Source organism: Streptomyces desertarenae, from assembly GCF_042681365.1.
Lineage (GTDB): Bacteria > Actinomycetota > Actinomycetes > Streptomycetales > Streptomycetaceae > Streptomyces > Streptomyces desertarenae.
Genome location: NZ_JBHUFU010000004.1, coordinates 165,958 through 192,516 on the forward strand (window position 1 = coordinate 165,958; position 26,559 = coordinate 192,516).

The 26,559-nt window shown below is 74.5% G+C and carries 19 protein-coding genes, 1 tRNA gene and 1 pseudogene; 8 read left to right on the forward strand and 13 right to left on the reverse strand.

Translation table 11 applies throughout. The annotated features are described in order from the left end of the window. Positions 1 to 51: 51 nt before the first annotated feature. From ACFSJS_RS08775 to ACFSJS_RS08785, 3 genes are all read left to right on the forward strand, one after another. Complete coding sequence (locus tag ACFSJS_RS08775) at positions 52 to 819, forward strand: bestrophin-like domain (RefSeq protein WP_380898630.1); 768 nt, start codon at positions 52 to 54, stop codon at positions 817 to 819. Between the two features lie 90 nt (positions 820 to 909). Continuing rightward, a complete protein-coding gene (locus ACFSJS_RS08780) occupies positions 910 to 2,394 on the forward strand; it encodes an acyl-CoA synthetase (protein ID WP_380898631.1) in 1,485 nt (494 codons plus the stop codon). Continuing rightward, the gene (locus ACFSJS_RS08785) at positions 2,387 to 3,745 is read left to right on the forward strand and encodes a carboxyl transferase domain-containing protein (protein WP_380898632.1); all 1,359 of its coding nucleotides are present in this window, start codon (positions 2,387 to 2,389) and stop codon (positions 3,743 to 3,745) included. The genes ACFSJS_RS08780 and ACFSJS_RS08785 overlap by 8 nt, the downstream gene beginning before the upstream one ends. 63 nt (positions 3,746 to 3,808) lie before the next feature. Here ACFSJS_RS08785 and ACFSJS_RS08790 read toward each other — a convergent pair whose 3' ends face one another. From ACFSJS_RS08790 to ACFSJS_RS08830, 9 genes are all read right to left on the reverse strand, one after another. Next, on the reverse strand, positions 3,809 to 5,041 hold the full coding sequence (locus ACFSJS_RS08790) for a monodechloroaminopyrrolnitrin synthase PrnB family protein (protein WP_380898634.1): 1,233 nt from the start codon (positions 5,039 to 5,041) through the stop codon (positions 3,809 to 3,811). Positions 5,042 to 5,271: 230 nt separating this feature from the next. Next, on the reverse strand, positions 5,272 to 6,312 hold the full coding sequence (locus tag ACFSJS_RS08795) for an MsnO8 family LLM class oxidoreductase (protein WP_380898635.1): 1,041 nt from the start codon (positions 6,310 to 6,312) through the stop codon (positions 5,272 to 5,274). Between the two features lie 49 nt (positions 6,313 to 6,361). Next, entirely contained in the window at positions 6,362 to 7,198 is an 837-nt protein-coding gene (locus tag ACFSJS_RS08800; RefSeq protein WP_380898636.1) for a nitroreductase/quinone reductase family protein, read from the reverse strand. A 782-nt stretch (positions 7,199 to 7,980) separates the two neighbouring features. Next, positions 7,981 to 11,106 carry an FG-GAP repeat domain-containing protein gene (locus ACFSJS_RS08805; protein WP_380898638.1) on the reverse strand — a complete coding sequence of 1,042 codons (3,126 nt, stop codon included), beginning with the start codon at positions 11,104 to 11,106 and terminating at the stop codon, positions 7,981 to 7,983. 202 nt (positions 11,107 to 11,308) lie between these two features. Continuing rightward, complete coding sequence (locus ACFSJS_RS08810) at positions 11,309 to 12,016, reverse strand: ABC transporter ATP-binding protein (RefSeq protein ID WP_380898640.1); 708 nt, start codon at positions 12,014 to 12,016, stop codon at positions 11,309 to 11,311. Beyond that, positions 12,009 to 12,995, reverse strand: a complete 987-nt coding sequence (locus ACFSJS_RS08815) for an ABC transporter ATP-binding protein (RefSeq protein ID WP_380898642.1) — start codon at positions 12,993 to 12,995, stop codon at positions 12,009 to 12,011. Before ACFSJS_RS08815 ends, ACFSJS_RS08810 begins: the two co-directional genes overlap by 8 nt. Further along, a complete protein-coding gene (locus ACFSJS_RS08820; RefSeq protein WP_380898644.1) occupies positions 12,992 to 13,909 on the reverse strand; it encodes an ABC transporter permease in 918 nt (305 codons plus the stop codon). The genes ACFSJS_RS08815 and ACFSJS_RS08820 overlap by 4 nt, the downstream gene beginning before the upstream one ends. Continuing rightward, a complete protein-coding gene (locus ACFSJS_RS08825; protein WP_380898935.1) occupies positions 13,906 to 14,874 on the reverse strand; it encodes an ABC transporter permease in 969 nt (322 codons plus the stop codon). Before ACFSJS_RS08825 ends, ACFSJS_RS08820 begins: the two co-directional genes overlap by 4 nt. A 104-nt stretch (positions 14,875 to 14,978) precedes the next feature. Continuing rightward, positions 14,979 to 16,574 carry an ABC transporter substrate-binding protein gene (locus ACFSJS_RS08830; protein WP_380898646.1) on the reverse strand — a complete coding sequence of 532 codons (1,596 nt, stop codon included), beginning with the start codon at positions 16,572 to 16,574 and terminating at the stop codon, positions 14,979 to 14,981. Between the two features lie 286 nt (positions 16,575 to 16,860). On the opposite strand from ACFSJS_RS08830, the gene ACFSJS_RS08835 reads away from it, so the two are divergent. Then, positions 16,861 to 18,126, forward strand: a complete 1,266-nt coding sequence (locus ACFSJS_RS08835; RefSeq protein ID WP_380898648.1) for an extracellular solute-binding protein — start codon at positions 16,861 to 16,863, stop codon at positions 18,124 to 18,126. 84 nt (positions 18,127 to 18,210) lie between these two features. Here ACFSJS_RS08835 and ACFSJS_RS08840 read toward each other — a convergent pair whose 3' ends face one another. Next, on the reverse strand, positions 18,211 to 19,188 hold the full coding sequence (locus ACFSJS_RS08840; RefSeq protein ID WP_380898651.1) for an acetylxylan esterase: 978 nt from the start codon (positions 19,186 to 19,188) through the stop codon (positions 18,211 to 18,213). A gap of 237 nt (positions 19,189 to 19,425) precedes the next feature. On the opposite strand from ACFSJS_RS08840, the gene ACFSJS_RS08845 reads away from it, so the two are divergent. After that, a complete protein-coding gene (locus ACFSJS_RS08845; protein ID WP_380898654.1) occupies positions 19,426 to 20,850 on the forward strand; it encodes a lipase maturation factor family protein in 1,425 nt (474 codons plus the stop codon). A 140-nt stretch (positions 20,851 to 20,990) separates the two neighbouring features. On the opposite strand, the gene ACFSJS_RS08850 is transcribed toward ACFSJS_RS08845, so the two are convergent. Then, entirely contained in the window at positions 20,991 to 22,328 is a 1,338-nt protein-coding gene (locus tag ACFSJS_RS08850; protein ID WP_380898656.1) for an NAD(P)/FAD-dependent oxidoreductase, read from the reverse strand. Positions 22,329 to 22,764: 436 nt separating this feature from the next. Between ACFSJS_RS08850 and ACFSJS_RS08855 the strand changes: the two genes are divergently transcribed. After that, a tRNA-Pro gene (locus tag ACFSJS_RS08855) sits at positions 22,765 to 22,838 on the forward strand. A gap of 199 nt (positions 22,839 to 23,037) precedes the next feature. On the opposite strand, the gene ACFSJS_RS08860 is transcribed toward ACFSJS_RS08855, so the two are convergent. Both ACFSJS_RS08860 and ACFSJS_RS08865 read right to left on the reverse strand, forming a co-directional pair. Continuing rightward, a complete protein-coding gene (locus ACFSJS_RS08860; protein ID WP_380898657.1) occupies positions 23,038 to 24,255 on the reverse strand; it encodes a tyrosine-type recombinase/integrase in 1,218 nt (405 codons plus the stop codon). After that, complete coding sequence (locus tag ACFSJS_RS08865; protein ID WP_380898658.1) at positions 24,255 to 24,461, reverse strand: helix-turn-helix transcriptional regulator; 207 nt, start codon at positions 24,459 to 24,461, stop codon at positions 24,255 to 24,257. Before ACFSJS_RS08865 ends, ACFSJS_RS08860 begins: the two co-directional genes overlap by 1 nt. A 1,339-nt stretch (positions 24,462 to 25,800) precedes the next feature. Between ACFSJS_RS08865 and ACFSJS_RS08870 the strand changes: the two are divergent. Together ACFSJS_RS08870 and ACFSJS_RS08875 are read left to right on the forward strand one after the other, a co-directional pair. Then, positions 25,801 to 25,974: pseudogene (locus ACFSJS_RS08870) on the forward strand (transposase); the annotation flags it as partial. A gap of 253 nt (positions 25,975 to 26,227) precedes the next feature. Further along, complete coding sequence (locus ACFSJS_RS08875) at positions 26,228 to 26,401, forward strand: hypothetical protein (RefSeq protein ID WP_380898953.1); 174 nt, start codon at positions 26,228 to 26,230, stop codon at positions 26,399 to 26,401. Positions 26,402 to 26,559: the final 158 nt, after the last annotated feature.

Below are 26,559 nucleotides of genomic sequence, written 5' to 3' on the forward strand. Positions count from 1 at the left end.
CGTCCCCCGGGACGGTCCGCCTCCACCCGACACCACCCGCGAGGGACTCCCATGGCCGAATGGCTCTTCCTGCTGCTCGTCATCGCCGGCTCCTGCGCCGCCGTCGTGGCCGCCACCCTGCTGCGGCAGCGGCGGGCCGGCGAGGACGACGACCCGTCGGAGACCCCCGACGTCATCGAGTACATGACGATGATGATCGGCGTGGTCTATGCCATCGTGCTCGGCCTGGCCATCGCCGGCGTGTGGGAGGGCCGCTCGGCCGCCGACGAGTGGGTGCGCCAGGAGGCCCAGGCCCTGTACGAGGTGCACGAGCGCGTCGAGGCCTACCCCGACGAGGTCCGCGACCGGGTGCGCGCCGACGTCGACGCCTACGTCCGCCACACGGTGACGGTGGAGTGGCCGCACATGTCCGAGCACGGCGAGCTGACCGAGCGCGGCGACGAACTCCTCGACCGGCTGCGCCGGGAGGTGACGGACCACGAGCCGGGCAGCGCGCGCGAGGCGCAGACCTACCAGGCGCTGGTGGACCGGGTGGCCGCAGCCGACGAGGCCCGCACCGCGCGCGGCCAGGGGGCCGAGCCGACCCTGCCCGGCGTGGTGTGGATCGGGCTGGTGTCGGGCGCGGTGATCGCCGTCGGCATGGTGTTCGCCCTGCAGATCCAGCGGTCGGGCCGGGAGCTGGTGCTGGCCGGGCTGTTCACCGCGCTGATCGCCTTCCTCCTCTTCCTCGTCTGGTACTTCGACTCGCCCTTCATCCGCGGACTGGAGGATCCGGCCCAGGCGTTCACCTCGCTCTTCCCGCGGGCGGCGGGCGACTGAGATCACATCGCGCGGCCCGGGCTGCGTGCGGCCGAATGGGTAGGCACCCTGGAGACCGACCGCACGGCCGTACGACACGAGGAGCCCCGGGTGCCCGCAGCGCTGTTTCCGACCCTCCACCAGTCGCCGGGGAAACCGGCGCTGCGCTTCGGCGACCAGGTGGTCGACTACGGGCGGCTGGCCGCGGCCGCGCACGCGCTCGCCCTGCGGATCGCCGAGACCGGGCGGGTCGCGGTGTGGGCCACGCCGTCCGCGCACACCTGTGTCGGAGTGCTGGCGGCGCTGCTGGCCGGGGTGCCGGCCGTCCCCGTCAACCCGCGGGCCGGTGTGGAGGAGATCGCCCACATCGTCTCCGACAGCACGCCCGACCGCGTGCTGGCCGCCCCCGGTGACGAACTGCCCGGGGCGCTGGGCGCACTCCCCCGTACCGACGTCGACCTGGAGCCGGAGGGGACGTACCGGCCCGACGGCACCACCTCGGCGCCCGACGAGAGCGCTCCGGCGCTGATCGTCTACACCTCCGGCACCACCGGGCCGCCCAAGGGCGTGGTCCTGCCGCGCCGGGCGATCGCGGGCACCCTGGACGACCTGGCCGACGCCTGGGCGTGGACGGGCGACGACGTGCTGGTGCACGCCCTGCCGCTGTTCCACGTGCACGGTCTGATCCTGGGCGTGCTGGGACCGCTGCGGCGCGGCGGGACCCTCCACCACCTGGGCCGTTTCTCCCCCGAGGGGGTCGCCGCGGCACTGGAGGAGGGCGGCACCGTGCTCTTCGGGGTGCCGACGATGTACCACCGGCTGGCCGAGGTCCTGGACGGCGGGGCGGCGGACGGCGCGGGCGGTGCGGACGCCGGACGGCTGGCCGCGGCCCTGCGCGGCGCCCGGCTGCTGGTCTCCGGCTCGGCGGCGCTGCCCCTGCACGACCACGAACGGATCACGGCCGCCACCGGGCAGCGGGTCGTCGAGCGCTACGGGATGACCGAGACGCTGATGATCACCAGTGTGCGGGCCGGCGGCGAGCACCGCGCCGGCACCGTCGGGGTACCGCTGCCCAGCGTGGACGTCCGGCTGGTGGACGACGCCGGCGAGCGCATCGAAGGCGGCGACGGCGAGACCGTCGGCGAGGTCCAGGTGCGCGGACCGAACCTGTTCACCGAGTACCTGGGCCGCCCGGACGCCACCGCACAGGCCTTCGACGGCGGCTGGTTCCGCACCGGCGACATGGCCGTCCGGGACGCCGACGGCTGCTACCGGCTGGTGGGCCGCCGTGCGACCGACCTGATCAAGAGCGGCGGCTACAGGATCGGCGCCGGGGAGGTCGAGAACTGCCTGCTGGGCCACCCGGGCGTCGCCGAGGCCGCCGTCGTCGGCGAGCCCGACCCGGACCTGGGCGAGCGGATCGTGGCCTGGATCGTGCCGGCCGAGGGCCGGGAGCGGCCCGGCGAACAGGAACTGGCCGACCACGTCGCGCGGCGGCTCGCCCCGCACAAGCGTCCCCGGGCCGTGCGGTTCGCCGACTCCCTGCCCCGCAACGAGATGGGCAAGGTCGTGAAGCGGGAGCTGGCCCGTGGCTGAGCGGCTTCCGGCCCGCGCCGTGCTGGACGCGGTCTCCGAGGGCTTCGCCGAGCTGCCCGGCAGCGGTGCCGGCCGGGGCGCCGGGGACGGGGACGGCGGCGGCAGCGGTGACGGTCCGATCGGCTGGAGCGGCTACGGCGCCGCCCGGGCCGGGGCGCGCGAGCGGACGGGCGAGCGCGAGTCGGTGGTGTGCGGCACCGGCACGGTCGGCGGTGTCCGCACGGTGCTGCTCGCCTTCGAGTTCGGTTTCCTGGGCGGTTCCCTCGGGCAGCGCACCGGGGACCGGATCGAGGCCGCCCACCGGTACGCCCGTGCCGAGCGGCTGCCGGTGGTGTCGCTGATCGCGACGGGCGGCAGCCGCATGCAGGAGGGCATGCGGGCGCTGGCCCAGCTCCAGCGGGTCGCCCGCCAGTCGGCGCTGACCCGTGCGACGGGCCTGCCGCAGATCGCCGTGGCGCGGGACCCCACGACGGGCGGCGGCTGGGCGACGCTGGGGGCCGGCTCGGACGTGGTGCTGGCGCTGCCCGGTGCGCAGGTCGCGTTCGCCGGCTCGCGGGTCCGCCCGCCGGGCGCCGACCCGGCCGCGTACCGGGCCGAGGAGAAGCTGGCGTCCGGGCAGGTGGACCGGATCGTGGCCCCCGAGGAGCTGCGGGAGGCGCTGGGGCGCTGGCTGTCCCTGCTCGCCTCCCCCGCCGACGGTCCCCCCGAACCGCCGCGTGCGCTCGGCACGGCGCCCGGCCTGCCGCGGACCGGCTGGGAGGCGGTGGAGCGGGCCCGCGCCCCGCACCGGCCGCGCGCCGACGCCTACCTGGACGCGTACTTCGAGGTGCGCGAGGAGATATCCGGTGACCGCTGCGGCGGGACGGACCCGGGGATGCGCTGCGGCTTCGGCATGCGGAACGGCCGCACGGTCGCCTATGCGGCCCAGTGCGGCACCCCGAACCTGCCCGCGGGCTTCCGCACCGCCGCCCGGCTGGTCCGCATGGCCGACCGGCTGGGCATCCCGGTGCTGACGCTGGTGGACACCCCGGGGGCGGCCAACGACGAGGCGGCCGAGCGCTCCGGTGCCGGTGCGGCCATCGCGGACGCCTTCGCGGCGGTGGCCGAGGCCCGGGTGCCGGTGACGACGCTGGTGGTCGGGGAGGGCGGTTCGGGGGGCGCGCTGGCACTGGCGGCGTCCGGCAACACCTGGGTCACGCCGGACTCCTACTTCTCCGTCATCGCCCCGGAGTCGGCCGCCGCCATCCTCAAGCGCGGTCCGGAGCGGGTGCGGGAGACGGCCGACGCGCTGCGGCTGCGCCCGCAGGACCTGGTGGAGCTGGGCATCGCGCGCGGCATCGTGCCGTCGTGACCACCGCCGCCGGGCGGGGCCGGGGACCGCGCCCCGACCGGCGCGGCCCGCCGGGGGCGGCCGTCAGGGTCCGGCCGCCAGCAGTTCCCGGAGCCTGTCGAGGTGGGCCCGTGCCCCGGCCGTCCCGGGCCGGGTGCGGGCCGCGCGGAGGTCGCTCAGCCTTCCGAGCACGGCGATCACCGCGTCCAGGGGCGAGCCGCCGGCCGTGACGGGCCCCCGGCTCTCCCCCGGCAGGTGCCGGGCCGGCCGGGCCGGTTCCTCCAGGAAGGGTCTGACCAGCCTGTGGTGGTGGAAGGCGTAGGCGGCCCCGTGCGCCCGGCACACGTCGAGGAAGAGTTCCGCGTTCCGCCGCAGCCACGGGCCGACGGGGCCCTCCGACGCCTCGTGCAGAAACGCGTCCAGCAGGGGCCGCGCGGTGACGGCCGCGCTCAGGGCGGCCTGGTCCCCCGGCGGGACGTAGGGCCGTTTCTCGGCCAGTACGCCCTGGTAGAAGGGGTCGTCGGCCCGGCACAGCCCGAGCAGGAGGTCGATCTCGTTGATCGCCGCGAAGTCCCCCGCGTTCGCGCCCCGGTACTCCGTGCCGCCGACGCGGTGCGACTGGAAGTACGGCCTGATGTTGAGGCGGAAGCGGTCGGCGTCGAGCGTCTCGGCGAGCCTCCGGTTGAATCCCAGCACGTCCCCGAGCGCCGAGCGGGCGTTCTCCAGCGGGTAGCCCGCCATCGGGTTCGACACCCCCATGGCGGGGATCACGCGCAGGGCCTCGGCGGCGCGCCGGTAGGCCAGCGCGGCCAGCCCGTTGACGGTGACGAACAGGTGCTCGTCGTCGAGCCGGGTGAAGGTGTGCAGGGCTCCCCGGACGGACAGGTTGTGCAGGGACTGGTGGGCGAAGACGTACCGGGGGGCGACGCCGAGCGAGGCGCCCAGCAGGTTCGCCAGCGACCAGGCGGCCGTGAGCGGGCCGCCGGAGCCGCCGCCCGGGCCGGAGCCGCCGCCCGGGCCGGCGCCGTCGGTCCCGTGCCTGCGGCAGGCCGCCAGGTGGAACCCGACCGCGCCCAGGAGCCGGTACCTCTCGTGGGCGTCCGCCGGGACGCGGCCGTCGGCGGCGATCCGGGCGATCAGCCGCGCGCCGTCGGCCGTCAGGGTCCGCCGGGCCTCCTCCAGGTCGGGGCGGCCGGGGACGAGGTCGCCCCCGGCTTCGAAGTACCCCTCCTCCAGGCGGGTGTTCAGGTCGACGAACTCGTTCCTGACCCACCGGTCGAACCGGTCGACCGCACTGTCCACGCTCTGCCTCCGCATGCTCGCTCCCGTCCGCTGCCTCCCCCACCCTGCCTCCGCATTGGACCGCTCGACAGGGCCAAAAGGAGCAGGGCCGACAGGTCCATTGCCGAGGCGTCGCGGCCCTCGGAGCGGGCGGGGGTGCGCCGGGGCGCCGCATCCCGGGCGCGCGGCGGGGCGCCGCATCCCGGGCGCGCGGCGGGGCGCCGCGGAACCGGGGCGGTGGCGGAGCCGGCCGGAGCCGGCTCCGCTCAGCCGCGGGCCGGGCCGGCCAGGCGGGCCAGACGGGCCAGACGGCGGTAGGAGTCCAGGCGCAGCCCGTGGTCGTAGGCGTTCAGGGTGAGCAGCAGCTCGTCGGCGCCGCTGCGCCGGACCAGCCCGGAGAGCGCGGCGGCCACCTCCTCCTGCGTCCCGTGGACCTGGGAGCGGCGGGCCTCGGCGAACAGGGCGCGCTCGCGCCCGGTCATCTCCCGCCCGGTCACCTCCCGCGGCGGGAGCAGCGGCGGGAAGACGCCCCTGGTGCGGGAGACGACCGTCGCCCACGCCTCGGACACCTGCATCGCCTCCGCCTCCTCGGCGTCGGCGCCGACCGCCGCGCTCACCGAGACCACCACGTAGGGCCTCCGGTACGGGTCCGGGGCGTCCGGTGCGGGGCGGAACGCGCTCCGGTACTCCCCGATCGCCCGCAGCATCCGCTCCTCGCCGCGCACCGGGGCGATGACCAGCGGCAGCCCGCGCTCGGCGGCGAGCCGCGCCCCTGCTCCGGTGGCCAGCACGAACACCGGCACCCGCAGCCCCTCGGACGGTACGGCGCGCACCCCCGGCGCGGTCCGGGCCCCGTCGCCGGCGAACCAGCCGAGCAGTTCGGCCAGGTCCTCGCCGAACCGGTCGGCGTCCTCCTTCTGCGCCCCCAGCGCCCGCCGTACGGCGCCGGTGAAGCCGACCGAGCGCCCCAGCCCCATGTCGATCCGGCCGGGGAAGAGGGACTCCAGCACCCCGAACTGCTCGGCGACCACCAGCGGCCGGTGGTTGGGCAGCATCACCCCGCCCGTGCCCACCCGGATCCGCTCGGTGGCCGAGGCGACGGCCGCGGCGAGCACGGTCGGCGCGGAGCCGGCGACCCCGGGCACGCCGTGGTGCTCGGAGACCCAGAAGCGGTGGTAGCCCAGCGCCTCGATCTCCCGGGCGAAGCGCACGGTGGCGCGCAGGGCCTCGTCCGCGCCCTCCCCCTGCCGGATCAGGGAGCGGTCGAGGACCGACAGCCGGACGGCGCGCAGCGGATCGTCGGTCATGCTCCTTCCAACAACCGCGGCCGTGCGGGATTCCCGCCGGGCGTCCTCCTCAGCGGGTCGGGGCGTCGAGCACCGGGACCAGGTGCTCCTCCTCGTGGCGCAGATGGGCCTCGAGCTCGTCCGTGAGCCGTTCGACCTCGCGGAGGACGTGCGCGGGGTCCGCGCCGTCGGCGGAGACGGCCTGCCGCAGGTCCTCCAGGAGGACCGCGACCTTCTCGTGCTCCCGCTCCAGCTGCTCGACCACCGGGGCGAGTCCGGGACGGTCCCGGACGAGGGCCGGGAACATCCCGGTGTCCTCGCTGGTGTGGTGGTGGTGCAGCCCGGCGCAGAGGGTCAGGCAGTTCACCCGGAGCTGGGCTCCCAGCCCGGGGCCGGAGCCGGCGACCTCCCGGCGGATCAGGGACAGCTCCCGGCGGAAGGCGTCGTGGACGGCCTTCAGGGCCTCGCCCCAGGTCTGCGCGGTCGGGTTCGGGGGGCCTGGGACGGCCGTCAGGGCGACGACCGGGATGACGCGCCCGGCCCGCGCCTGGTACTCGGCCCACCCCGGGTCGGCCTCGGCCGCGCGGGCGAAGAGCCGGTCGCGCTCGTCGCCCTCCAGGACGGTGGCCTCCGCCTCGTAGGTGAAGACGCCGTCCTCGACGGTGACGCGGGGGTGGGCGACCAGGTTGCGGAACCAGTCCGGGTGCTCCGGCGCGCCGCCCGCCGAGGCGATGACGAGGATCCGGTCGCCGTCGTGCAGGTATCCGACGGGGGTGGTGTGCGGGGTGCCGGAGCGCGCTCCGGTGGTGGTGAGCAGGATCAGGCGGGCCCCTTCGAAGGGTCCGCCGACCCGTCCTCCGGTGGCCCGGAACTCCTCGATGACCTGCTGGTCGAAGTGATTCGGCATGTGCTGCTCTCCGTTCGGGGGGACACTGCGCCGCATCCGGCCGCGGACGGGGCCGGTCGGAGCCGGCCGGCCGTCCGGCTCCGCCTCCGTGTCGGGGAGGGGCCGCTGTCCGGGATGCGGGGAGGGGACGAGGGCGCGCCGGTTCCGCGGTCGGTCCGGCCGCCGGCCGGCCCCGGGCGGGCTCACGCCGCCGGCGTCGCCGGGGCGGCTCGCCAGGGGGCTCGGGGGCGTCGCACGGAACGTGCGACGCCGCGCGCGCGGCGCGCGGAGAAGGCGGAGACGGCGGGAACGGAACGGCGGGCCCCTCGCCCGCCCCGGCGTCATGCCGGGGCCGGGTGCCCCACTCGTGTATGGCCCATGGCCGACCCGGCAGTCACGGCGGGAAGCCTAGGGGTGGGGGCGGGTCCGCGCAACACCCTTCCGCCGCCGGTCCGTCCTGCCGCACGGGACGACCCCGCGGCCGCGTCCGTGCGTGCCCCACCGCGAACGGACGGGGAGGCGGAGGGAGTCCGCCGGTGCACGTCACGCCGGCCGAGGAGGTCGTGCTGCTGCCGCCGGTCGACGAGTCCGGCTCGGCGAGGGAGTGGTCCTCCACCGGCTGGGGGCCGCCGGGGGCATCCTGCCGGAACCGGTCCTGGCGGGCCGCATCGCGGTGGGCGGGGGCGGGCGGCGGCACCGGTGGACCCGCCGGCTTCGGGAGCGCCGGCGGGTGGGGGCGGCACGGGGCCGGGCAGGGCGCCCAGCGCCCTGCCCGGCCCCTGTCCGGCGGTGGTGGCGGGCCCTCAGAACAGGCCCTCGTAGCCCTTCCAGCCGACCGACACCCGGGTGCGTCCGGAGAAGGTGCCGTCGCCCTTGCCGTCGTTGCGCCACAGCACGCCGTCCCTGTCGCGTGCCACGAGGTCGGCGTGGCCGTCGCCGGTGACGTCCCCGGCCCCGAGGACCGTGTCGTACCAGCCGCCCCAGCCGGAGGCGAGCAGGACCCGCTCCTCCAGCAGTCCGGTGCCGGTGCCGTCGTAGCGGTAGAGCGTCCCGCTCTCGTAGCGCGCCAGCACGTCGCCGTACCCGTCGCCGTTCAGGTCGCCGGCCCCGACGACCGCGGTGTAGCCCGTCCACCCCGAGCGGATCCGCCGCGCCGCCTCCAGCGTGCCGTCGGCCCGGGCGGCGAAGAGGTGGATGTCGCCGGTGGACGCCTGGCGGGCCAGCAGGTCGGCGCGTCCGTCACCGGTCATGTCGCCCGGCGAGGTCAGCACGTCGTAGGCGTTCCAGCCCGTGCCCAGTCCGGTGTACGGCGCCGATGGCGCGACCGGGTCGCCGCACTCGGGCCGGTAGCCGCGCAGCGCCCCGTCGGGCATCCGCACCAGGACGTCGTTGCACCTGTCCCCGTCCAGGTCCCCGAACGGCACCGCCGTGATCCCGCTCGGCCAGCCGTCCGCCGAGGTCTTGCCCTGGAAGCCTCCGGCGCCGTCGCCGCGCTGGAAGGTCAGCCAGCCGCCGTCGGGATGGAAGGTGAGCAGGTCGCCCACGCCGTCCGGCTGGTGCACCGGTCCCGCGTGGTCGCGGCGCACCGGGCCGGCGCCGCGCAGCACGACCGTCCCGCCGTGGGTCAGGGCGGCCCCGTGGCCGTCCTCCGGGGCGACCGACAGCGTCCAGCGGTACCGGCCGTCGGGGAGGAACACGTCACCGGACGCGCCCGGGTGGAGACCGCGCCAGCCGACGGAGAGCAGGCCCCCGGCCGAGCTGCCCGTGACCGTGTCGACCGTCCGTCCCGTCACCGCGTCGCGCACGGTCAGCGTCCAGCGGCCGGCCGGCTTGGACAGCAGCACGGAGGTGATCCGGGAGGGCGCGGCGTCCCGGGTGGCCGCCCACACCTCGGGGGCGTCGCCGGGGGCGCCGAGCGGGGCCAGCGGCCGGGTCGGGACGCCGGTGGGCACTAGGTGCACGCGCTCCTGGCCGTCCACCCACGCGACGTGCCCGCCGAACTCGTCCACCGTCCAGCGCACCCCGCGCTGCGAGGCCCCGGTGTCGGGCAGCTCCCCGACGACCCTGCCGGAGGCGGCGCCGCCCGTGACGTCGGTGAGCGTCAGCCGCCCCGAGGAGCGGTCGTGGGTGACGACGTGGCCGTCGCCGAGCAGCGCCTCGCCGGACGGCACGGTCACCGTCCGGCCCGTGGCGCGGTCGTGCACCACGGAGGGCCCGCTGCCGGGGCAGTCGACGTGGAGCCGGTCGCCGACCGCCTGGAGCTCCTCGGGCACGCAGCCGGCGCCGGTGTCGACCGTGGCCACGGTCCTCCGTGCGGCCAGGTCGTAGGCGGTGACGGTGCCCGCCGTGCCGCCGGGCGTCCACAGCAGGTCGCCCCAGACCGCGGCGGCTCCGGCGGCGCGGATCAGGACGGGGTTGGCGTGGTGGCCGATCCGGTGGACGGTCTGCTCCCCGGGCGCGGTGTGGACCAGGTACTCGCCGGACACGTCCGTGATCTGCCCGCCCGCCCGCACGGGGAACGAGAGGTCCTCCGGGTCGCCGGGGCCGTGGACCCGGACCGTGTCCTGCCCGTCGCCCGTGGCCCGGTCCAGCCAGGCGATCCGCCCGTCCGCGAGGCCGTGGACGCGCGAGCACCCGGCGTCCTGCTCCGGGCAGGGGGCGAACTGCACGGTGGAGTCGGTGAACAGGGTGCGCTCGCCGAAGTCGGGGGTGCCGGTCGCGACGGCCCGCCGCCAGACCTCGCGCCGGCCGCGGCTGTCGTCGGCGACCATCAGCTGCCCGTGGGCCAGCGCCACGCCCCGGATCGCGGTGCGCGGGCGCGGGAGCGGTTTGACCGTGACGACGGCGGGCCGCCCGTCCTCCGCGGCGACCACGCGGTGGATGCCCCAGTCGTCCTGCGCCGTCCGGCCGGTGCGGCCGACGACGACGGCGGTGTGGCCGGGCGCGGCGGAGACCTTCGGGTGGATGTCGGCCAGGAGCGTGACCGCGTCGCCGCCGGCGGCCGGTACGGCCCTGAGGGAGTCCTCCGCGCCGGACCGCCGGTAGGCCAGCCAGTCCCCCACGGCCGTCAGGTGGTGCGCCGGGCTGACGGAACCGCCCTCCAGGGCGACCTCGGCGGGCGCGGCGGACGGGTCGGTGCGCGGCACCACCAGGAGGGTGCTCTGGGAGGTGCTGTACAGCGCGAGGTGGCCGGAGGTCAGGACGGCGTGGACGTAGTGGGCGGGTACCGGGGCGGTCCAGCCCTCGATCCGTCCCGTTCCGCGGTCGGCCAGGGCGGTCCGCTGCTGTCCGCCCACCCTGGCGAGGAAGGCGACGCTCTCCTCGTCGGCCGCCACGGGCCTGCCGATCTCCGAGCCCGCCGGCAGCCCGGTGACGGTCGTGTCCCCGGTGGTGCCGTCGGCCCGCGGCGTCAGCAGGTGGGCCTCCCGGGTGGTCGTCCCGTCCCCGGCGGTGACCGTGCGGTAGGTGGCGACCGTGGATCCGAAGACGCCGTAGAACCCGTGTCCGGCGGGGACGTCCACGGTGCGGGTCGTCCCTTCGGCCACGTCCCGCAGGGTGATCCGGTTCCCGTCCCGGTGGGCGAGCACGTCGCTGCCGGTCGTCTGGGGCGAGGGCAGGTCGTCCCGCTCGGGCACGGGGACGGTCCGGCCGTCGGAGTAGCGCGTCCACTGGAGGCCGGAGCGGCCCTCCAGGGTGTGCAGGACGCCCCGGGCCCCCGCGCCGTCGGTGCTCGACGGGGACTCCGCGCCGTACGGCACCGCCGAGACGTCGAGGGTGCGTTCGGCGGCCGGGACCACCGTCTCCTGCGGGACCTCCGCCGGTGCGGCGGCCGCCGGCGGCACCAGGGCCGTCGCCGCGGCGGCGGACACGGCGGCGGCGACGGCGGCGCGCAGGGCCGGCCGGCCGCGCGCGAGGATATGACGGGCCACAGAGATCCCCTCCCCGAGGAGTTCGAAGCGAGGGGACGACCACCGTCGAAGAAACCGGATTCCCCGGCCGAACCCCCGTACGACGTGTGCCGGGATCGTAACAGCGGCCGGACGGCCCGGATCCCGGCCGGCGCCCGTGCGGCGGTGGCGGTCCCGCGCCGGCTCCGGCCCGTGCGGGGCGCGCCGCCGGCTCCTCCCCGCCTCAGCCCGCCGGGAAGTCCACCACTCGGTCGCACCAGCGCCCCAGCAGCACCCGGTCGTGGCCGACCGCCAGGAGCGCGGCCCCGCGGGCGCGGCGGTACTCCTCCACGGCGGCGACGAGGGCGGCGGCGGTGGAGGCGTCCAGCATCGCGGTCATCTCGTCGCAGATCAGCAGTTCCGGGCGGAGCACCAGCGCGCGGGCCAGGCAGGCGCGCTGGAGCTGGCCGTCGCTGACCTCGTGGGGGCGGCGGGTGAGCAGGTCGCCGCCCAGGCCGACGGAGGCGGCCAGTTCGGGGAGGCGTTCGGGGACCTCGGCGCGGCGGCCGGTGGCGCGCAGCGGCTCGGCGATCAGGTCGGCGAGGGTCAGGCGCGGGTCGGCGGCGAGCCGGGGCTGCTGGAAGACCACGCCGACGGACGTGCGCAGCTCGCGCGGGGCGCGGTGGCGGAAGCCGCGCGCCGGGCGGCCCGACAGCCGCACGGTGCCCGACCAGGGCCGGTGGAGCAGGGCGGCGACGCGGGCCAGGGTGGACTTCCCGCAGCCGCTGGGGCCGAGCAGTCCGACGGCCTCGCCGTCGGCGACGGTCAGGGACACTCCGCGCACCACGGGGGTACGGCGGTCGTACCCGGCGGTGATGTCGCGCAGTTCGAGGGCCGGGGCGGGGCGTGCGTCCGGCGCGCCGGGGGCCGGCGCGGGGGTCGTCTCAGGCATCGGCGGTCTCCGGCGCGCGGGTGTGCGCGTGGTGGCAGGCGACCGCCCGGCCCGGGGCGCCGGGCGGGGCGGTCAGCGCGGGCACGACCGTGCAGGCGTCGGTGGCGCGGTCGCAGCGGGGGGCGAAGGCGCAGCCGCCGGGCAGGGCGTCCAGCTCCGGGGGCATGCCGGGGATGGAGGTGAAGGACCGCTCGGGCAGGGCCTCCAGCAGTCCGCGGGCGTAGGGGTGCCGGGGGCCGGGGGCGCCGAAGAAGTCGTCCGCGCCGGCGAGTTCGACGATGCGCCCGGCGTACATCACCGCCACCCGGTCGGCGACGCGCTCGGCGGCGGCCAGGTCGTGGGTGATGACGAGCAGCCCGCAGCCGGCGTCCACGTGGCGGCGCAGTTCGCCGACGGTGCGGTCGACCAGGTCGCGGTCGAGGCCGGTGGTGGGTTCGTCGGCGATCAGCAGCGGGGCGTCGCCGACGAGGGCGAGGGCGGTGGCGGCGCGCTGGGCGAGGCCGCCGGAGAGCTGGTGGGGGTGGCGGTCGAGGTGGTCGGCGGGGAACGCGGCGCGCTCGGCGGCGCGTTCGGCGGCGGGGCGCACTCCGGCCCCGCGCAGGCCGGTCAGCTCCCGCACCGTCTCCTCCAGTTGGGAGCGGACGGTGCGCACGGGGGTGAGGTGCGAGGCGGGGCTCTGCGGTATCAGGGCGATGCGGCGGCCGCGCACGGTGCCGGCCAGGACGCTCTCCCGGGCGGTGAGCAGGTCCAGCCCGTCCAGCAGGGCCGTCCCCCGCGTCCGGGCGTTGCCGGGCAGCAGGCCCAGCAGGGCCGAGGCCAGCACCGACTTGCCGCAGCCGCTCTCGCCCACCAGGGCCAGGCACTCGCCCGGAGCCAGGTCGAAGGAGACCCCCGTCACGGCGGCGACGGTGCGCCCGCCGCTCAGGTGGAAGCGCACCGACAGGTCGCGCACGGAGAGCCGGGGCGGTTCGGTCGTCACAGCATCAGCTCCGATCGGCGGCGGGGGTTGATCCGCTCGCGCCAGGCGCCGGCGAGTCCGGCGACGGCGAGGGTGGGGACGATGATGAACAGGCCGGGCCAGAGGGTGGGCCACCAGGCTCCGGCGAGCAGGGTGCCGCGTGCGGCGTCGACCATGGTGCCGAGGCTGGCCTGGTGGGCGGGGATGCCCAGGCCCAGGAACGAGAGCGCGGACTCGTGCCAGATGGCGTGCGGGACCATCAGCACCGCGGCCAGTCCGGCCTGCGGCAGGACGCCGGGCAGCAGGTGGCGCACCGCCACCCGCCACCGCGAGGCGCCGCCGGAGATCGCCGCGTCGACGAAGGGGCGGGCGCGCAGCGAGTGGACCTCGGCGCGGACGATGCGGGCGGTGGAGAGCCAGTGGGTGAGGCCGACGGAGGCGATCACCGGCCAGACACCGGGCCGGAACATCGCCACGATGAAGATGCCCAGCAGCAGGTGGGGCACGGCGGCGAAGACGTCCACGACCCGCATCACCAGCCGGTCGGTGCGGCCGCCCAGCGCCCCGGCCAGGCCGCCGACGGCGATGCCGACGACCGTGGCGACCAGGGCGGCGACCACGCCGACCAGCAGGGAGACGCGCAGTCCGTAGACACAGCGCAGCAGCAGGTCGCGGCCCATCTCGTCGGTGCCGAAGGGGTGGTCGGGGGAAGGGGGGCGGAGCTTGGCGGACAGGTCGACGGCCTGCTGGTCCAGGGGGAACAGCAGCGGCACGGCCACCACCGCCAGCACGACGGCGGCGACGACCGCGGCCGAGGCGCCGGTGCGCAGGGCACGGGCGCGGCCCGGGCGTCCTGCGCCGCCCGCGGAGGGGGCGTGCGGGCCGGCCGGGGGCCGGGTCCGGCCGGCGGGGGCGGGCGGGGCGGGGGCGGTCACATCGCCTCCAGGTCGATCCGTGGGTCGGCCAGCGCGTACAGCAGGTCGGCCAGCAGGTTTCCGGCGAGGACGGCGACGGTGGCGAGCACGGTGACCGCCGCCAGCAGCGGGAAGTCGCCGGCGGTTGCGGCCTTCACGGTGGCCGAGGCGATGCCGGGCCAGCTGAAGACGGTCTCCACCAGCAGGGCACCGGTGATCAGTTCGGGGATGCGGGTGCCGACGAGGGTGAGCACCGGCAGCAGCCCGGAGCGCAGGGCGTGCCCCGTCAGGACGGTCCGCTCGCGCAGGCCGCGGGCGCGGGCGCCGCGCACCGGGTCCTCGTGCAGCGCGTCGGCGACGCCCTGGCGCACGTAGAGGGCGAACCACGGCAGCTGGGAGAGGCCGAGCACGGCGGCGGGCAGCGCCAGGTGGCGGAGGAGCGATCCGGCGGTGACGGTGTCCTCGCCGGTGTCGGTGAGTCCCCCGGCGGGCAGCACGCCGAGTCGGAGGGCGAAGAACCACACGGCGAGCAGTCCGAGCCAGAACGGCGGGGCCGCCTGGAGGACGTACGAGGCGCCGGTGACGCAGCGGTCGAGCCATCCGCCCTGCCGGCGCGCGGCGGCGACGCCGAGCACGGTGCCGAGCACCACCGCCAGGACGAAGGCGACCGCGCACAGCAGGACCGACCAGCCCAGCCGTTCGCCGACGACCTGGGTGACGGGCTGCCGCATCGACGTCGACTGCCCGAGGTCGCCGCCGAGGGCGGCGGTGAGCCAGCGCCACCAGTGCTCGGTGAAGGGGCCGTCCAGGGCGAGGTTCTCGCGGAGCTGGTCGAGGGTGTCCTGGGAGGCGCGCAGCCCGGCGCTCCCGGCGTACTGGCGCACCGGGTCGAAGGGGGAGGCCGCGGCCAGCGCGAACACCCCGAGCGTCACGGCGGCCAGGACGGGGACGGCGGCCAGGGCGCGCCGCCCGGCCAGGCGTGCCATGGGGGCCCAGGGCAGACCGGCGCGGGGATGGCCGTCACGCGCCCCGGCCTCGGTTCCCGCGCTCCCCGGCACCGGGGAGCGGTCCGGTTCCTTCACGGTGGACGTCACCGCCTGGGCCGCCAGTCCTCGACGTTCCACCAGGGGCCCGCGCCCAGACCGTGGTCGTGGGGCTCGACCTGGGTGGTGACGCCCTCCCAGGCGTCCTTCACCACGTACACGTGGTCGATGTGGGTGAGGAAGGTGTAGCCGGGGTCCTCGGCCAGCTCGCGCTGGACGGTGGCGTAGGCCTCGGCGCGGGTGTCGCGGTCGCCGGAGCGGCGGCCCTCCTCCAGCGCGCGGTCGACGGCGGGGTTGTCGTAGGCGGCCATGTTGTTGAAGCCGTCCAGGGCGAGGGAGGAGTGCAGCAGCGGGTAGAGGTCGAAGTCGGGGTCGGCCGGGCTGCCGCCGCCGGAGAGGACGGCGTCGTCCTTCATGCGCGGCTCGATGACCTCCCAGGTGCCGGACTCGACGGTGATGTCGATGCCGATCTTCTTGGCGTCGGAGGCGTAGGCGAGGGCGTGCTCCTGGCGGAGGCGGTCGCCGGAGGGGTACCAGAGGGTGAAGGCGGCGCGGCGGCCGTCCTTGCGGCGCACTCCGTCCCCGCCGGGCTTCCAGCCGGCCTCGTCGAGGATCTTCTCGGCCCGCTCGGGGTCGTGCCGGCGTTCGGTTCCCTCGGCGAACCAGGGGCTGTCGGCGGGGACGGGCCCGTACGCGGCCCGTCCGGCGCCGTTCAGGACGCTGTCGACGATCGCGCCGCGGTCCACCGCGACGTCCAGGGCGCGGCGGACGGCGCGGTCGCCGGCGACGGGGTGCGCGGTGGGGAGGGTGACGGCGCGGAAGTCGGCGGTCCTGGCCCGGATCACGCGCTTGTCCCCGTCCTCGGCGAAGGTGTCGGCGAGGGCGGGCGGCAGGATCGCGGCGTCCAGGTCGCCGGAGCGCAGCCGGGTGGCGCGGACGTCGTCGTCCTTGATGACGGCCATGGTCAGCTTCTTCACCTCCGGTGCGCCGCCCCAGTAGTCGGGGTTGGCCTCGAAGGTGAGCTTCTCGCCCTTGCTCCAGCCGGTGAGGACGTAGGGGCCGGTGCCGACCGGCTCGGTGTTGTACGGACCGGTGTTGACGTCCTGCCCCTTGGCGGCCTCCTCGGAGGCGATGGGCAGCACGGTGCGCTCGGCGAAGGCGGCGTAGGGGTACTTCAGCCGGAAGACGACGGTGTCCTCGTCCTTGGCGGTGACGCTCTCCAGGGCGTCCAGTTCGCCCTTGGAGGGGTTGTTGGTCCCCTCGTCGAGGATGGTCTCGTAGGTGAAGACCACGTCCCCGGCGTCGAAGGGGCTGCCGTCGCTGAAGGCGACCCCGTCGCGCAGGGTGTAGGTGTACGTCAGGCCGCCGTCGCCGACCTCGGGGAGTTCGGCGGCGAGGGCGGGCTGCAGCCTCATCTCGGCGTCGTGCCGCAGCAGCCCGTCGAATATCTTGGAGTTGCCGTCCTTGCCGTAGCCGAGCAGGGGGCTGAGGGTCTCCGGTTCCTGGGCTATGCCCACCACCAGGGTGTCCCCCGCGCCGTCGCTCCCCCCGTCACCGGCGGGTGCGGAGCAGGCTCCCGCACCCGCCAGCACCGACCCGGCCACCGCGGCGACCGCCGCTGCCCGCATCGCCCGGACTCGCATGATCCACATCCCTGTTGCGCCTGGAGTCTTGTTGCAAACAGCTTGCAATTAAACAACAGAGATGCGCCACCCCGCCCACCGGGGCACTTCGGCGCTCACCCGCGGCACGGCCCCCGACCGCGACGCTTTGGTCACCCTTCGATCACCTCACGGTCACGAATGACCCCCCGAACCGGTTTACTCGATCTCCTTTTGGTCTGGACCTTGACCACCCCCTTGGCCTGTGCCAAATCTGTGCAGACCCCCACGCGCCCAGGTTTCACACGGCAACCCCCAGGGGAGAGCCATGCCCTTCCGTCACCCCGTCCGGTCCCTCGCACCCCTCCTCCTGTCCACCTCCCTGCTGCTCGGCGGCTGCGGCGTCCTCGGCGACACCGCCGGGGAGGAGGACAGGACCCTCGACGTCTGGCTGATGCGGGGCAGCCTCACCGAGGAGCTCACCGGCGACCTCGTCCGGGACTACGAGCGGCGCAACCCGGGTGTGGAGGTGGAGGTCACCGTCCAGGAGTGGCCCGGCATCGACAAGAAGGTCACCGCGGCCCTCGCCTCCGGCGACGCGCCGGACGTCATCGAGGTGGGCAACACCCAGGTCGCCCAGTACGTGGAGGCCGGCGGCGTCCGCAACCTCACCATCGAGGTCGGCGACCTCGGCGGCGACCACTGGATCCCCGGTCTGGAGGAGCCGGGGAAGATCGACGGGTACCAGTACGGCGTCCCCTTCTACGCCGCCAACCGCGTCGTCATCTACCGCAAGGACTTCTTCGAGCAGGCCGGGATCACCTCGCCGCCCACCACCCGCGACGAGTGGATCCAGGCCACCGCGCGGCTCGACCGGCCCGGGCAGCAGGGCATCTACCTCCCCGGCCAGAACTGGTACGTCCTGGCGGGCTTCATCTGGGACGAGGGGGGCGACCTGGCCACCGAACTCAGCGGGCAGTGGTCGGGCTCGCTCCACACCCGCGAGGCGCTGCGCGGCATGGAGTTCTACCGGCAGCTCCAGTCCTACGGCCGGGGCCCCGTCGACTCCGACGAGGCCGACCCCGAGCAGCGCGGCGTCTTCGCGAAGGGCCGGATAGCGCAGCTGATCGACGTGCCCGGCGCCGCGGAGCTGATCACCGAGGCCAATCCCGGCCTGACCGGCAAACTGGGCTTCTTCCCGATCCCCGGGAAGGAGAAGGGCGAGCCGGGAGCGGTCTTCACCGGCGGTTCGGTGCTGATCATCCCCGAGCGGGCCGCCGAGCAGAAGGAGGCGTACTCCTTCGTCAAGCTGGCCACCGGCGAGAAGTGGCAGCGCGAGCTGGCCCGGACGATGAGCGTGGTGCCCAACAGCACCGAGCTGGCCGACGCCCTGGAGGACGACCCCGGCGCGACCGCGATGGCCGAGGGCGCCCGCAACGGCCACGCCACCCCCAACTCCCCGCGGTGGGGCAGGCTGGAGGCCGACAACCCGATCAAGGAGTACCAGACGGAGGTCCTCCGGGGCGCCGATCCGGCCACGGCGGCGCGCGAGGCGTCCGAGGAGATCACCAGGATCCTGGGCGGGCACTCCTGACGCCGGCCCGGCCGCGGTCCTCCCCCGATCCGGTGCCGGGCTCCGGGCCCTGCCGTGCGGCGGGGCCCGGAGCCCGGCCGCGGCTCAGGACGCCAGCCCGCGCTCGCGCAGCCACAGCAGCTGCTCGTACGGCTGCGAGGCGCGGCCGCCGGCGTGGTCGCCGAAGTGCCACACCCGGATGTCCTTGTCGGCCCCCGCGTAGCGGTGGTAGGCGGCGAAGACCGTCGAGGGCGGGCAGACCGGGTCCATCAGGCCGACGCTGAACAGGGCCGGTGCCGTGGCGCGGGGCGCGAAGTGCAGCCCGTCGAAGTAGTCCAGGGTGGTGAAGACCGCCTCGGGGTCGATGCGCTGGTGCACCCCGAGGTAGTGGGCGATCTCCGGGTAGGGGCCGGCCGAGGCCAGCTCGGCGCCGCGCCGGTAGTGGCACAGGAACGGCACGTCCACCAGCGCCGCCGCCACCTTCTCCGGCGCCAGCCCCGCCACGGCCAGGGCCAGTCCGCCGCCCTGGCTGCCGCCCGCGGCCACCACCCGCTCCGGATCCACCGCCGGGTGCTCGCGCACGGCGTCCACCGCCCGCACGCAGTCGGTCATCAGCCGCCGGTAGTAGTGGTTGGCGGGGGCGTCCAGACCGCGGGTCATGAAGCCGCCGACGTACTGCGGGGCGGTCCCCGGGTCCGGGTCGGGGGTGGCGTGGCCCTGGCCCCGGCTGTCGACGACGAGGGTCGCGTAGCCGGCCGCGCTCCACAGCAGGTGCTCGATGTACAGGCCGCGGCCGCCGCTGTAGCCGATGTACTGGACCACCGCGGGCAGCGGCCCGTCCGCGCCGCGCGGCAGGATCAGCCAGGCGGCGACGGGCTGGCCGTCCCAGCCGGGGAAGCGCACGTCGAACACCTCGACGGCGGTCAGGGGCGCGTCCTCGACCCGCCGGTACTCCGCCGGGCCGGGCGCGGCGGCGCGGGCGGCGGCGAGGGTCTTGGACCAGAAGTCGTCGAAGTCCTCCGGTTCGGCCACCTCGGGCCGGTAGGCGCGCAGTTGGTCCAGCGGCAGGTCGGTCAGTGGCATGCGGGTGTCCGTTCCCTCTCGGCGACATACGGGAGTAAGCGCTTTCTGTCGGCAACCTACGACCGGTCGCGCCCCAGGTCAACGGCTACCCGGGAGTCCGCCCGGCAGACCGGCCCCGCCGTGCCGGCGCCCTCTCCCGCGGCCCCCGCTCCAGAGCGCCGGGCCGCCCGCGCGGTCACCCGGACGACCACCGGGGCCACCGCATGACGGGGCCCTCCGGTGGTATCCATCTGCGCCATGGAGTGGTTCGCGGCACCCGAGTACTGGCTGAGCCGGACGGTCCTGCAACGGGCCCTGGCCGCCGTCTACCTCGTCGCGTTCGCCTCGGCGGCCCTGCAGTTCCGGGCGCTGATCGGCGAACGCGGCCTGACCCCGGCCCCGGCCTTCCTGCGCCGGGTGCCCTTCAGGGCCTCCCCCAGCCTGTTCCACCTGCGCTACTCCGACGGGCTCTTCGCGGCCGCGGCCTGGCTGGGCGCCGCGCTGTCGGCGGCGGTGCTGCTGGGCGCGGCCGACCGGACGCCGCTGGCGGTCTCCATGGCGATGTGGACGCTGCTGTGGGTGCTGTACCTGTCGATCGTCAACATCGGGCAGACCTGGTACTCCTTCGGCTGGGAGTCGCTGCTGCTGGAGGCGGGCTTCCTGGCGATCTTCCTGGGCAACGCGCAGGTGGCGCCGCCGCTGCTCACCCTGCTCCTGCTGCGCTGGCTGCTGTTCCGGGTGGAATTCGGCGCGGGCCTGATCAAATGGCGCGGCGACGCCTGCTGGCGCAAGCTCACCTGCCTGGACTACCACCACGAGACGCAGCCGATGCCGGGGCCGCTGAGCTGGTTCTTCCACCACCTGCCCAGGCCGCTGCACCGGGTCGAGGCGGCGGCCAACCACATCACCCAGCTCGTCGTCCCGTTCCTGCTGTTCGCCCCGCAGCCGGTGGCGACCGGCGCCGCCGCGGTGGTGGCGGCCACCCAGCTGTGGCTGGTGGCCTCCGGGAACTTCTCCTGGCTCAACTGGATCACGATCGTGCTCGCCCTGTCCGCCGTGGACACCTCCCCCGTCCACGACGCGCCGGAGCACGGCCCGGCACCGCTGTGGTTCGAGGCCGCCGTGATCGCGGTGACGGCGCTGGTGGCGGTGCTCAGCTACTGGCCGGTGCGCAACATGCTCTCGCGCCGCCAGCAGATGAACCGCTCCTTCAACCGGCTCCACCTGGTGAACACCTACGGCGCCTTCGGCAGCGTGACGCGCCTGCGCCACGAGGTGGTGATCGAGGGCACCGACGAGGAGGAGATCACCGGCGCCACGCGGTGGCGGGAGTACGAGTTCCGGGGCAAGCCCGGGGACGTGCGCCGGCTGCCGCGCCAGTGGGCGCCGTACCACCTGCGGCTGGACTGGCTGATGTGGTTCGCCGCCCTCTCCCCCTCCTACGCCGCGCCCTGGTTCACGCGGCTGCTGCACAAACTGCTGGAGAACGACCGGGACGTGCTGCGCCTGCTGCGGTCCAACCCCTTCCCCGACGCCCCGCCCGCCCACGTGCGCGCCCTGCTGTACCGCTACCGCTTCACCACCTGGCGGGAGCTGCGGTCCACGGGCGCCTGGTGGGACCGCGAGCCGGTGGGACCGTACGGCCCGCCGGTCTCCCGGCGGGCCATACGGGACGCCGGATGAGCCGGTCCCGGGACGCCGGATGAGCCGGTCCCGGGGCGCCGCCGCTCCGGGGCCGTCCCGCTCCGGGGCCGCCGAACGCGGCGGGGCCCGGGCGGACCGGGAGCGGTCCGTCCGGGCCCCGCGGTGAGGGCCGGCTCCCGCTACCGGTTGCGGGCGGCTCCGCCCGCCAGCCGGGCCGTCTCAGGGGAGGCGGTGTCCAGCGGCACCGACCAGGCGTCCAGGACCCCCAGCTGGACGGCCTGCCGCCGCAGCACGGCGTCCAGCAGCCAGTCGGTGACCACCCGGATCCGGTTCCCCGGCATCGCGGCGAGGTGGTAGCCGCGGGTGACGAGGCTGGCGGGCAGGCCCGACAGCCGCACGCCGAACGGGTTGGCGGCGGCCTGGAGCCCGCCGAGGTCCACCACGAAGCCCAGGTCGCTGTGCCGGTACGGGCGGCGGGTGCCGACACCGTAGGACGCCGCGATGTTGTTCGCGGCCGTCTTGCCCTGCCGGTGCGCGTGCTGGGCCGTCATCGCGGTGTAGTGGCCGGGATCGGTCAGGTCCGGCACGGCGGCCGCGTCACCGCAGGCGAACACCTCGGGGTGGCCGGGGACGTTCAGGTACTCGTCGACCAGCAGCCGGCCCTTCTCGGTCGGCAGCCCGAGCTGGTCCACCAGCGGGTCGGGGCGCACGCCCACGCACCAGATGAGCGAGCGGGTGGGGACGAACTCCCCGGTGTTCAGCAGGACACCGTCCTGGGTGGCCTCCTTCACCGAGGTTCCCATCCGCACCTCCACCCCGCGTTTGCGCAGCACCTGGTCGGCGGTCCGCCCCAGCTTCTCGTCCAGCCCGGGCAGCACCCGGTCGGCGATGTCGAGCAGCATCCAGCGGGGTTTGGCGTCGGCCCGCATGCCGCCGGAGCTGCGGGCGTGCTGGCGGGCGAGGGAGTCGGTGAACATCTTGCCGTGCGCGGCGACCTCGGTGCCGGTGTAGCCCGCGCCCACGACCACGAAGGTGGTGCGCGCCCGGCACTCCTCGGCGTCCTCCGCGTTGGCGGCCAGGGCGATCTGCCGGCTGATGTGGTCGCGCAGGTACAGCGCCTCCGGCATGCCCCGGAACCCGACCGCGTGCTCGGCCACGCCGGGGATGGGCAGCAGCTTGTTGACGCTCCCGACCGTCAGGACGAGGCGGTCGTAGTCCAGCCGCTTCTCGCGCCCCTCGGGGTCGGTGTAGGTGACCGCGCGCCCGTCCAGGTCCACTCCGTGGACCTCGCCGAGCACCAGGCGCACCTTCGGCAGCGTGCCCGCCAGCGACACCGAGACCCGGCGGGCCTCCAGCAGCCCGGCCGAGACCTCCGGCAGCAGCGGCAGGTAGAGGAAGTAGTCGTTGGGGTTCACCAGAACGATCTCGGCAGCCCCGCGGAGTTTCCGCGACAGCGTCCTGGCGGTCTGGTAGCCGGCGAAGCCGGCTCCGACGATCACAATCCGGGAACGGCTCACGTGCGAACTCCAGTCCTCGGGACCAACGGGCCAGGTCACACGCGTTTCCCGCCAGGGCGCGGGCAAACCAGGCCCCTTCCCGCCGGTGGCGGCGCCGCCGTCACCGGATGCACACGCGCCGTGTCCGGCCGGTGCCCCTCGTACGCCCCCGCCCCCGCTCCCCGCCGGACGGGAGACGGGCGGATCGCACGGGCCGCAGGGCGACCCGCGCCTTCGGCGGGATGCCGCCGCGCGCGGCACCGGGTCGGCCATCACCCCAGGCGGGAGGGGGCGGCACCCCCGAAGACCCGCCGCGGCAGGGCCGCCGCCGGCCGCCCGGCCGGCGGCGCGGTCGATCTTCCGCTCCGCCCTCCGGGTGCGCGCGAGCACCCCGCGGAATGCGGTATGGTTTCTGTGCGCGCCCGGCGAGGGGGAAGATCCCGAACCGGGGGAGCAACGGGACGTGGCGCAGCTTGGTAGCGCACTTGACTGGGGGTCAAGGGGTCGCAGGTTCAAATCCTGTCGTCCCGACACTGTCGGAAGGCGCTTCGACCGGGGAGAAATCCCAGGTCGGAGCGCCTTTCTTCGTCTGACGGAACACCAGACCGACCGAGGCGCCGCCGCCCCCTTGGGGACCACTTGGGGACCAGCCGCGGGAAGAAACCGCAGATCAGAGCACGTTTCCCTGGGGACCAAGATCGCCGGGGTTATCCACCCGATTGTGGGATGCCTACAACACCCGGCGCACCGCCCCCGGCGGCTTCGGCGGGCCGGCCGCCACCGACAGGTGGGCGCTGAGCGAGCGGCCCGCCTCGGTGATCGACCGCAGATCCGGATGCAGATAGCGCTGGGTGGTGGCCAGTGATCCGTGCCCGGCGATCTTCCGCAGCACATGCAGCGGGACTCCAGCGTCGGCCATCCACGTCAGTCCGGTGTGCCGCAGGTCGTGGCGGCGCAGGTGCTCGTAGCCGAGCCGGGCGACGACCTCGTCCCAGCGGGTGGCGTCCCGCAGCACCGCGGTGGTGATCCGCCCGCCGCGCGGCCCGGTGAACAGCCGGGCATCCGGATCCGGGCCCATGGCCAGCAGTCGCTGGGCGACCAGGGGCCGCACCTCCTCGATCAACGGCACCCGACGGGCCACCTTGCCCTTGGTTCGCTTGTCCGCCAGCCCGCCCGGGGAGGGGGTGGTCTGGCGGCGCACGGTCCAGATCCAGTTCACCGGGTCGATGTCGCGAACCCGTACCCCCGAGACCTCTCCGATCCGGGCCGCGGTGCACGCGGCGAAGACCACCACCTCGCCCCACCCCGCGAACCTCCCGTGGGAGCGCGCGACCAGGGTGTCGGCCAACGCGGTCAGAGCCGCCCAGTCCGGCAGCGCCAGGGAGCGGGGATCATCGAGCTCGTCCTCGGCCTTGTGATACTCGCTCTGCCAGCCCTTCACCCGGGCCGGATTGGACTGGATGAGCCCGTCCCGCCGGGCCTGCTCCATCACCCGCACCAGCACCGCCAGGCTGTTCTTCACCGTGGACCGGCTGCACCCGTCCGCGATCCACCCGTACACACTGCGGTCCACCGCACCGTTGCTGACCATCGGCAGCGGCAGATGCCCCAGGGAGGGCACCACCCGCCGCCGCCAGCCGGCCAGATAGGGATCGGTGGTCTTCGGCTCCAGCCCGCGCAACGCCAACGCCATGTTCGCCTCCCCATAGGCAGCCAGCGGCTGAACGGAGGTGGCCGGATCGATCCCGCGCAGCGCCGCGGCGCTCAGGGCATCGATCCACTCCTGCGCCTGTTCCTCGGTGCCGTGCGACTGCGAGAGCGACTTGCGCCGCTTGGTGCGGGGCTCGGTCCAGCGCACCCGCGCCCGGTAGGGCTGGGCTCGGTCAGGCCGGTGCTCGATATCGGCGGAGAGCGGAACGGCGACCGGGAGCCTTTCTATGTGCGACATCAGCCCGCCTGCTTCGGATCGACGCGGTGGTCGGCCAGCCACTGCCGGACATCGGCCACGCTGTAGAGGGTGACCCGCTCCGACAACTTGACGAAAGGCGGCCCCTGAGGCGGACGTGCCGTCCGCCACCGGCGCACAGTCGAGGGATCCACTTTCAACAGATGCGCCAGCTCTTCTGTGCGATACCAACCCGCTTCGCTGGACATAGCGACGGGAGGACGGGTGAATGAGGATTCAATGTGTCGCGGCATCAATTTTCCGTGCAAGTAGGCAAGACGGCCCTAAAGACCGAGCGTGAGGTTTATCCGAGAGGCAACGGCTACGGGAAGCAGGGCCGAAGAATCACCTACAGCGCCCATGAGACTCACCAGGGGACTACCGCATCCGCTGAGGAGGATCCCAAGGGAAGGAGTACACCCTGCCCATGGATCGGTCATTCATCTCCACGAGACAGAAACGATCACTCAGCGAGCCCGATGTTCGCCAGAGACTCCCGCAGCCCATAAGTTGCCTCTAAAAATCGCTGCAGGTAGGCGTAGGAATTCTTTGATGAATTGAGCACTGCACACCTGTATCTTCGCTACTATCAGACGCAGCAGATCGAGCACGCGGTCTGTGGGCAGTGCAGACTGCGTTCACCGTTGGCTTCTGGTCCCGCTTGACTGCTGCCGCCGTGAGGCCCTCACCGTCCGGAAGAGATGTGACGTCGGGAGGCCGGTCAAAGAGCTTCCGTGCCAGAGCCGGAAGAGGGCACAGGTATCACGGGCCGACATACAGAGGGGGTCCTTAATCGCAAAAAGGGAGGAACAAGGTGGGATGGCAATACCACTCCCATGCGCGGTGATTGAAAATTACACCGCACATCAGCAGGAAGACGCTGTTGCACCGGAGAGGTGCGGATCAGAGCAGCTCCTTGTCTCCTCTCCTTCTACTCGACACTGCCTACCGAATCCGCAAGGCCCTACCGCCAAGCACAGCCCAGCGCGGACACCCTCAATAGTCATCACGATCGCCGGTTTGGCCAACCGGCGATCGTGGTCTATGTTGCCCCCCACCTCCACACCTCCAAGTTCTAACTGCACACAGGAACAGCAGAGCACAACAGCACTTCCCCGGACCGCTCTAGGTTTACTTACTTCGCCTCGCTGTTCCAGTCCGTTGCGCACCCAACGTGTTTGCTGTCGGCGAATCGGACGATCCCAGCGACAGGCGGGAGCACCGCTGCAAGCGCACTCACTTGACTGCCATCATCAGAGAACAGAGCGGACGCTTTCTAACTGGCTGTTCTCTATCTTTTCATGAAGTCGATCAGGTTCGAACGAGGCCCTTGCCTGGGTGAGTCGGCCGGTGCGGGCGTATGGAAGGAGGGCCTCTTGGTAGCTCGCGGTTGTCAAATCCAGCGAGAGACAAGAGGCCCTGTTGCCGAAGTGTCGCGTGGTCACCGTCGCCGGGTCCAGTTCGCCCACTCCTAGACGTGACTGCCTCGCCCATCGGCTCGGAAACGCGGCCGACCGGCCGGAGCGCCGACCCCGGTATTCCTCGGGCATGAGCGATGCAGAGTGGGTCCAGGTACGGGATCTGCTGCCGGTGCTGGCCTGGATAGCGGGCCGGGGCGGGCGGCCGGAGAGCTACTACCACCGACAGATGATCGACGCGGTGCGCTATCTCGTCGACAACGGCATCAAGTGGCGAGCCATGCCGTGTGACTTCCCGCCCTGGCCACGGGTGTACGCCTTCTTCGCCCGCTGGCGGGACTCCGGCCTGGTGGCCGAGTTGCACGACCGGCTGCGCGAGGCCGTCCGCCGCTCGGAGGGCCGCAAAGAGAAACCGACAGCAGCCGTGGTGGACTCGCAGTCGGTGAAGGCGGACGCCACCGTCACCCATGTATCGCGGGGCTTCGATACCGGCAAGAGGATCAACGGACGCAAGCGGCACCTGCACCGGCACCAGCGAGACCGTCATCCTGTGGTCGATGACCATGGTCGTGAGCCGCCGCCTGGCCGCCCGGCACCAGCCCGTTCCGGTGTGGGAGAGCGTGAAGCGGCCGGGCTTGCCCTCCACCAGCCGCTTCAGCCGGGCCCGCGCCCCTTCGCCCCGGGAAGCCACCGCGCTGTCCCAGCCCAGCGCCACCGCCGCCGCCCGCTGAGCGCCGAGCCCATCGGGTCCCGTCTCCGCAGCAGCGGCCGGCCATCAACACCTGGTAGTCCACCGGCAGCACCTCGATGCCGGCTGGTCCCGTGTGGCGCGGACGAGGTCCAAAGCGGCACAGGACGTACTCCGTACCGCTGATAACCTCTCTGCTGT

Excerpts from the sequence above, each read along its gene's own strand:
- ACFSJS_RS08860 (WP_380898657.1), bottom strand. The coding sequence starts at position 24,255 with ATGTCGCACATAGAAAGGCTCCCGGTCGCCGTTCCGCTCTCCGCCGAT.
- ACFSJS_RS08790 (WP_380898634.1), bottom strand. The coding sequence starts at position 5,041 with ATGCGGAGGCAGAGCGTGGACAGTGCGGTCGACCGGTTCGACCGGTGG.
- ACFSJS_RS08835 (WP_380898648.1), top strand. The coding sequence starts at position 16,861 with ATGCCCTTCCGTCACCCCGTCCGGTCCCTCGCACCCCTCCTCCTGTCC.
- ACFSJS_RS08875 (WP_380898953.1), top strand. The coding sequence starts at position 26,228 with ATGACCATGGTCGTGAGCCGCCGCCTGGCCGCCCGGCACCAGCCCGTT.
- ACFSJS_RS08795 (WP_380898635.1), bottom strand. The coding sequence starts at position 6,312 with ATGACCGACGATCCGCTGCGCGCCGTCCGGCTGTCGGTCCTCGACCGC.
- ACFSJS_RS08830 (WP_380898646.1), bottom strand. The coding sequence starts at position 16,574 with ATGCGAGTCCGGGCGATGCGGGCAGCGGCGGTCGCCGCGGTGGCCGGG.
- ACFSJS_RS08845 (WP_380898654.1), top strand. The coding sequence starts at position 19,426 with ATGGAGTGGTTCGCGGCACCCGAGTACTGGCTGAGCCGGACGGTCCTG.
- ACFSJS_RS08810 (WP_380898640.1), bottom strand. The coding sequence starts at position 12,016 with ATGCCTGAGACGACCCCCGCGCCGGCCCCCGGCGCGCCGGACGCACGC.
- ACFSJS_RS08800 (WP_380898636.1), bottom strand. The coding sequence starts at position 7,198 with ATGCCGAATCACTTCGACCAGCAGGTCATCGAGGAGTTCCGGGCCACC.
- ACFSJS_RS08865 (WP_380898658.1), bottom strand. The coding sequence starts at position 24,461 with ATGTCCAGCGAAGCGGGTTGGTATCGCACAGAAGAGCTGGCGCATCTG.
- ACFSJS_RS08840 (WP_380898651.1), bottom strand. The coding sequence starts at position 19,188 with ATGCCACTGACCGACCTGCCGCTGGACCAACTGCGCGCCTACCGGCCC.
- ACFSJS_RS08825 (WP_380898935.1), bottom strand. The coding sequence starts at position 14,874 with ATGGCACGCCTGGCCGGGCGGCGCGCCCTGGCCGCCGTCCCCGTCCTG.
- ACFSJS_RS08775 (WP_380898630.1), top strand. The coding sequence starts at position 52 with ATGGCCGAATGGCTCTTCCTGCTGCTCGTCATCGCCGGCTCCTGCGCC.